We start from the raw sequence: 6,152 nt of genomic DNA, 5'->3' as shown, positions 1-6,152 counted from the left end.
GATCGGGCTGCCAGGCGGCATTCACCCCGTAGACGTATACACCCTCTCCCGCGCAGTTTGCGGGAGAGGGTGCGAGCGACAGCGAGCGGGTGAGGGCCCCTCCGGGCGAGGGCTCAGGCGGGGACCGCGGCCCCCGTCCTGTGCGTCCTCGCCCCCACCACCTCCCCCGCTCGCTCCTCCGCCAGCGCGGACGCGGCCATCAGCACGAGGGTGAGCCAGAGCGCATCCGCCAGGAACAGGTGGACGATCTGCATCACCACGGGTGCCAGCAGGATCACGTTGATCGTCCCCGCGGCGAGCTGGACCACGAACAGCGCGGCGACGGCGTACGTCAGCCGCGTCGTCGTCGTGTCCGCGCGAAGGCGGCGCAGGCGGGCGGAGGCGATGACGGCGAAGGCGCCCGTGGCGATGGCCAGCAGCGGATGCACGATGCGCAGCCGCTCCAGGAAGTGCTCGCCGCCCGTGAGCCCCACGCTGGTCTTGGGGAACAGCGTGTCGCCCAGGGCCGTGATGGCGCCCGTGATCCCCACCAGCACCGTCAGCGCGACGGGCGCCAGGGCCAGGAAGCCCGCCGCGCCCTGGCCGCGCACGCGTACGCGCCGCCCGCCCCCCGCCCACCACGCCGTGAGCGCGATGACAGCCAGCAGGCCAAAGGTGTTGGTGAGGTGCAGGGCCATCATGAACGCGCGCCAGCCGGACGAGTTGGCGCCCACCAGCGACAGGAGCACCAGCCCCGCGCCGACGGCGGCCTCGGTGATCATCAGGATCATGGACCACACGGCGCCCGTGCGCGCGGCGTGCCCGGCGGGAAAGCGGCGAAACGCCATCCACAGCAGTGCCACGACGGCCACCAGGGCCAGCCCGCTCGTGGCGCGGTGGCTGAACTCGATGAGCGTCTCGACCGACGGGTCGCGGGGGATGACCACGCCGTTGCACCGCGGCCAGTGCCGCCCGCACCCCGCGCCGCTGCCCGTGGCGCGCACCACGGCGCCCCACAGCACCACGGCCACGTTGTACGCCAGCACGCCCCACGCAAAGCGGGCGAATGCGGCCTGTTTGTCGCGGGCGAGGCTCATGGTTCGCGATCGGATTTCGGGAGCTGGAAGAGGCACGATGCTAACGGCGCGGGGCGGAAGCGCGCAAGTGTTTGCGGGCGCGCGGCTTGGCCGGCGGTAAGGAGATTCCCGACACGGCGTGGGGCAACCTGTGGACGTTCCACCCGGCGGGGTGGCGCTCGGGCGCGCCAGGCGTATATTTCGCCCCGACTTGGGACCCCGATCCAGACGAGTTGATGTCAGACGTTTCCGTCACCTTCGTTCCCGACGGCTTCGCCGCCCCCGCGCGGCCCGACGCCGATTCCGACATGACCACCGCCACGCAGCGGGCGGGCATGGCCGCGGCGCGCAGCCGCGCCGGCGGCGTGCGCCAGCTCCTGCGCGACTACGTGACGCTCACCAAGCCGCGGATCATCTCGCTGCTGCTGGTGACCACGTGGGCGCCCATGGTCATCGCCTCGCGCGGCTGGCCCGACGGCTGGACGCTGCTGTGGACCATGCTGGGCGGCTACCTCATGGCCGGCGGCGCCAACGCGATCAACATGTACATCGATCGCGACATCGACGCCCACATGCCGCGCACCAAGCTGCGTCCCATCCCCAGCGGGCGCATGTCGCCGGGGCACGTGCTGGCGTTCGGCATCACGCTGGGCGCGGCGTCGTTCGCCGTGTACGCGCTGCTGGTGAACGTGCTCAGCGCCGTCCTGGCCATGGCCGGGCTGCTGTACTACGTCTTCATCTACACCCGCTGGCTCAAGCGCACCTCGCCGCAGAACATCGTCATCGGCGGGGCGGCGGGCGCGTTCCCCCCGCTGGTGGGCTGGGCCGCCGCCACGGGCGAGATCTCGCTGACGGCCGTGTACCTGTTCCTCATCGTCTTCTTCTGGACGCCGCCGCACTTCTGGGCGCTGGCGCTGGTCAAGCAGAAGGACTACGGCCGCGTGGGCGTGCCCATGGCCCCCAACGTGTGGGGGGAGCGCGAGACCATGCGGCAGATGCTGCTCTACACGCTCATCCTAGTTCCCCTGTCGCTGGGGCCCGTGACGTACGGCGGCCTGGGCGCCACCTACGCCGTGATCGCCACCCTGCTGGGCGCCTGGTTCCTGCGCGACGTCATGCGGGTGATGCGCGCGGCCGACTACGTGCGGCCGGCGTGGGCGCTGTATCGCAACTCGCTGCTGTACCTGGCCCTGCTCTTCGCGGCCATGGCCGTGGACGGCGTGGTGGCGCGCGGCGCCGAGGTCTCGCCCGGCGTGGTGTTCGTCAAGGATCCCGGGCACGTGGTCAGCGCGCTGTCGCGGTGAGCGCGCCGGACAACATCGCGTTCCACGCCGCGGACCCCGCGGGCGGCAACGGCGTCGTGGTCCTGCTCTTTCGCCCGGACGCGGACGGGCTGGTGCGTGTGCGCGAGTGGTCCAGCGCCCACTACACGGCGCCCGGCCGCGAGGACGTGGTTCCCGCGGACGAGATGCGGGCCCGCGTGGAAGAATGGGCCCGCGCGGGCTGGAAACTCACCGAGTCGCCCGTGCGTATCGCGCACTGGCTGGAGGGCCGGGGCTGAGCGGCAGTTCCAAGTGCCGAGTCCCAAGTGCCAGGTGATCAGGGGATGATGCGGATCGTCATCCCCTGATCCACATCCTGAAGTCGCTCTCCTTCACCTCCAATCCCGAACGCCCGATGCCCGTCGCAACCTCGCGCGCGGACACCCGCTGGCACGCCGCCATGGAAGAGCACCAGGTGGCCCTCGCGGCGTACCTGGACGCGGCCGGCCGCCTTTCCGACGTGGCGTGGACGCGGCCGTGGGCGCCCGGCAAGTGGACGCCGGCGCAGATCACCGAGCACCTGGTGATGACGTACCGCGTGTTCATCGGCGAGGTCACGGGCGGGCCGGGGATGAAGCTCAAGCTCACGGGCTTTCGGCGGCGCCTGCTGCGGATGTTCCTGCTGCCGCACATGCTCTTTCACCGCACGTTCCCCCGCGGCGCGCCCGCCCCGCGCGAGCTGCGCCCGGCCGATGCCGCGCTCCCCGCCAGGGCGCAGGCGCTGGAGCAGATGCGCGAGCTGGGCGAGCGCTTCGAGCGCGAGGCGTCGCGCGCCCGCGCGAGCGGGTGGACGCACGTGACGCATCCGTTCTTCGGGCCCATCGACCTCACGCGCGGCATGCGCCTGGCCGCCGTCCACATCGAGCACCACACCCGCCAGCTCGCCTCCATCAAGGGCTGACCGCGGGCGTCCTTCCGCTCCGCGTTGCGCTCCACGGCGCCGGTGTCCCACGCCGGCGCTCCGCACGCAGTCCCGTCGGCAGGTCGTTTTCATCTCTCCCCACCAAACGCAGCCCTATGACAATGGACCGCAGGGAATTCATCGTGTCGGCCGCCGCGCTGGCGGTGGCCGGGTCGGCGCACGCGTCCACGCCCGCGGGCTCCCCTCCCGATCCGGATGATCCGCACGCCGGCGCGGACCCCGCATCGTTCGCTCCGGACGCGCCCTGGGAGGTGCCGCCCACGCTGCAGGCCGAGTTCGACGCCCTGCTGGCGTGGATGCGCGCGGCGGGGTGGAGCGCGTACCTGCGGCGGGCGGCGGGGCTGGACCTGGAGCTGTCCGGCGAGGCCCTGCGCCGGGAGCTGTCCCGGCCGCTGGTGCTTTCCCGGCCCCGCCCGGACGGGTTCACGGACTTCGCGGGCGGCCCCGCCCTGAACCCCGGCGCGCCCGCCCGCAGCCTGCTGTACCACGCGCTGGCCAGCCCCCTCGTCCGCCTCACGGACGAGAACGGCACGCCCGCGACGCCCGACCGCTATCCCTCGCCCGCCCAGCTGGACACGCTGGAGAACTACATCTACGCCCTGGAGCCCCTGACCCCCGTGGAGATGCGGCGGGAGGGCTGGGTGCTGGCGGTGTTCGCGTACGAGTACCGACCGGCCGTCAAGACGCCGCACGGGGCCCACGCGGACCTCGTCTACTCCCGCACGGGCGTATCGCGGGTGGGCAGCCAGCCGCGGGTGTGGGACGCGGAGCACCGCTGCCACACCAGCGTGCCGGCCGGGCCGGGCGCGCCACGCGACCTGGCCGTCACGCCCGCGCGCTATGGCCTGTTCCTGGCGCGCCCCGTACGGCTGCGCGAGGTGAGCCTCACTGGCCGGGACGCGGACGACGACAAGCGCGAGTTCCTGCTTCCCGTGCGCAAGGTGTTCGCGGGCGACCGCTACCTGGGCGGCGGGCGCATCGCCTTCGCCGAGTCGCACCGCAACGAGAAGCTGCGGCGGCTCACGATGGGGCCGGGCGTCGAGCTGCCCCCGGGCGTGTTCGACACGGCTCGGCCCCCGTTCGTCCGCACGAGCGCCACGGCCACCGACCCCGCGTATCCGCTGGGCGCGGCGCACGACAGCGCGCTGGTGGAGCTGGAGCCGGCCGGGTCCGCCGTGCTGCTGGCCCCGGTGCCCGCCCCCCTGGTGCGGCCCGCGGTACAGGGGCGCGAGCGGCTGCGCTTTCGGGTGCCGCCCGAGCGGACGGAGCTCGTCAAGTTCTCCAACCGCAGGTACACCACGCTCAAGCTCTCCGACCGGCCGTTTCCGGACGCGCTCGACCTGCTGGACCAGGGCTTTCGCGCGCCGCGCAACACGCCCCTGTTCGCCAACATCCGGTTCCGCGTGCCCGCGGACGGGCGGGGCGAGCCGCAGCACCTGGGCGCGGACACGGACGGCTTCGAGCGCCTGGTGGACGCGGGCGAATACTACGCGGCCATGTTCGAGGACGGCCTGTGCGACGGGTGCGTGCACGCGGCGGTGGTGGGCGCGCCGCCGGCCGGGAGCTCGCCGGAGGCCCGGTTCGTCCGGCAGGTCCACGCCGAGCCCGTGCTGCCGGCGTTTTCGGTGGTGGCGGCGCCCGACTTCTTTCCCATGGTGGACGGCGGGGACCTCGCGGCGTTCGCGAGCCACTTCCAGAGCGGAGGCCCGGCCGTGCTGAGCGCGGGGCGGCTGCGGGCCAACCCGCACGTGCGGCTTCCCGGCGCCGACGCGCCCGCGTTTTCGCCCCTGGCGCCGGCGGCGCGGGCCGAGACGGTGGCCGCGGTGATGTCGCACCGGGCCTCGCCGCGCCGGGTGCAGCCGGGGGCGCGGTCCTACCCCGGCACCAACACGCTCCCCGACACCGCGTCCAACGTCTTCTTTCCCGGGTGGGACCTTACCTACTCCGGGCGAATGCCGCGGGTGGATCCCAAGTTCGGCGTGTACTACGCCACCTTCGGGCTGGGCTCGCCCTTTCCGGAAGACACCAAGCTGTGCGCCGCGGCCAACGGCATGTGGCCCGGCTCGTCGCCGGACGCGGCGCGCACCTTTCACGCGATGCTGGAGTCCCTGCCGTTCCTGGGCCGGCCCACCACGTCCGTGCCCCTGCTGGACCACGAGATCGGCTTTCACGCGGACAACCCCGCCGTGCGCGGCGGGCTGCGGCGGGAGAGCCGCGGATGGGACGGCGAGCAGGGCCCGTTCCTGGAACGGGTTTCCCGGGGAAGCGGGGCGGGGGCACAGGGGCCGATCGTGGCGAACTTCACCGACATCGGCCGGTCGGACTACGTGGCCAACGCGCTGAGCACCGGCCAGCCGCTGGACGCGTCCGTGCTGCGCGACGTGTCGGCCGCGGCGCTCGTGGGGCGGATGGAAGCCCTCGCCCTGTGCATCCGCACCCTTCCCGGGCTGCTCGCCTCGGTCAAATACAACGCCATGTGGCTGGTGAGCGCCGAGGAGGTGGCGGACTGGCGCGCGGGCGCGGAGGGGATCGGCATCCCCGAGCGGCTGTTTTCCGGCGGCCGCGCGTGGGCCACGGCGTCGCGGCTGGGGAGCGCGGCCGCGGGCTTCCTGTACGTCTTCGTGGAGCTGGCGAGCGGCAAGCCGTCCCTGATCGACCCGCGGGGGATGCGGATGCGGGCCCCCTGCAAGCGGGTGCACGTGTGCCAGGTGTCGGGAAGCCGGATTGCCTGGACCTCCTTTGCCGGCACGGCCGTGACCGCGCCGGCGCAGTGGAGAACGGCCGGGTAGTCTCCGCCGCCGTCTCCGCCCCGTGGCGGCGGCGGGAGGAACGGAAGCCCTCCTCCGGTGATCC

General features: G+C 73.2%; 5 protein-coding genes. 4 read left to right on the top strand and 1 reads right to left on the bottom strand.

Annotated elements, in window-relative coordinates; all coding sequences use genetic code 11:
• Positions 1 to 113: 113 nt before the first annotated feature.
• Positions 114 to 1,076, bottom strand: a complete 963-nt coding sequence (locus tag VFZ20_RS17485; protein WP_329685206.1) for a COX15/CtaA family protein — start codon at positions 1,074 to 1,076, stop codon at positions 114 to 116.
• A gap of 215 nt (positions 1,077 to 1,291) precedes the next feature.
• Between VFZ20_RS17485 and VFZ20_RS17480 the strand changes: the two genes are divergently transcribed.
• The 4 genes from VFZ20_RS17480 (at position 1,292) to VFZ20_RS17465 (ending at position 6,088) form a co-directional block, all read left to right on the top strand.
• Complete coding sequence (locus VFZ20_RS17480) at positions 1,292 to 2,359, top strand: heme o synthase (protein WP_329685205.1); 1,068 nt, start codon at positions 1,292 to 1,294, stop codon at positions 2,357 to 2,359.
• Entirely contained in the window at positions 2,356 to 2,616 is a 261-nt protein-coding gene (locus tag VFZ20_RS17475; protein WP_329685204.1) for a hypothetical protein, read from the top strand. Before VFZ20_RS17480 ends, VFZ20_RS17475 begins: the two co-directional genes overlap by 4 nt.
• A gap of 116 nt (positions 2,617 to 2,732) precedes the next feature.
• Positions 2,733 to 3,278: a DinB family protein gene (locus VFZ20_RS17470; RefSeq protein WP_329685203.1), complete on the top strand. Its 546-nt coding sequence runs from the start codon at positions 2,733 to 2,735 to the stop codon at positions 3,276 to 3,278.
• Positions 3,279 to 3,400: 122 nt separating this feature from the next.
• Positions 3,401 to 6,088, top strand: coding sequence for a hypothetical protein (locus tag VFZ20_RS17465; RefSeq protein ID WP_329685202.1), 2,688 nt, complete (start codon positions 3,401 to 3,403; stop codon positions 6,086 to 6,088).
• Positions 6,089 to 6,152: the final 64 nt, after the last annotated feature.

This window comes from Longimicrobium sp., from assembly GCF_036280135.1.
Classification (GTDB): domain Bacteria; phylum Gemmatimonadota; class Gemmatimonadetes; order Longimicrobiales; family Longimicrobiaceae; genus Longimicrobium.
Note: the sequence above shows the minus strand (reverse complement) of the source record. Positions and strands in the feature narration are given on the sequence as shown.

Excerpts from the sequence above, each read along its gene's own strand:
- VFZ20_RS17485 (WP_329685206.1), bottom strand. The coding sequence starts at position 1,076 with ATGAGCCTCGCCCGCGACAAACAGGCCGCATTCGCCCGCTTTGCGTGG.
- VFZ20_RS17480 (WP_329685205.1), top strand. The coding sequence starts at position 1,292 with ATGTCAGACGTTTCCGTCACCTTCGTTCCCGACGGCTTCGCCGCCCCC.
- VFZ20_RS17470 (WP_329685203.1), top strand. The coding sequence starts at position 2,733 with ATGCCCGTCGCAACCTCGCGCGCGGACACCCGCTGGCACGCCGCCATG.
- VFZ20_RS17465 (WP_329685202.1), top strand. The coding sequence starts at position 3,401 with ATGGACCGCAGGGAATTCATCGTGTCGGCCGCCGCGCTGGCGGTGGCC.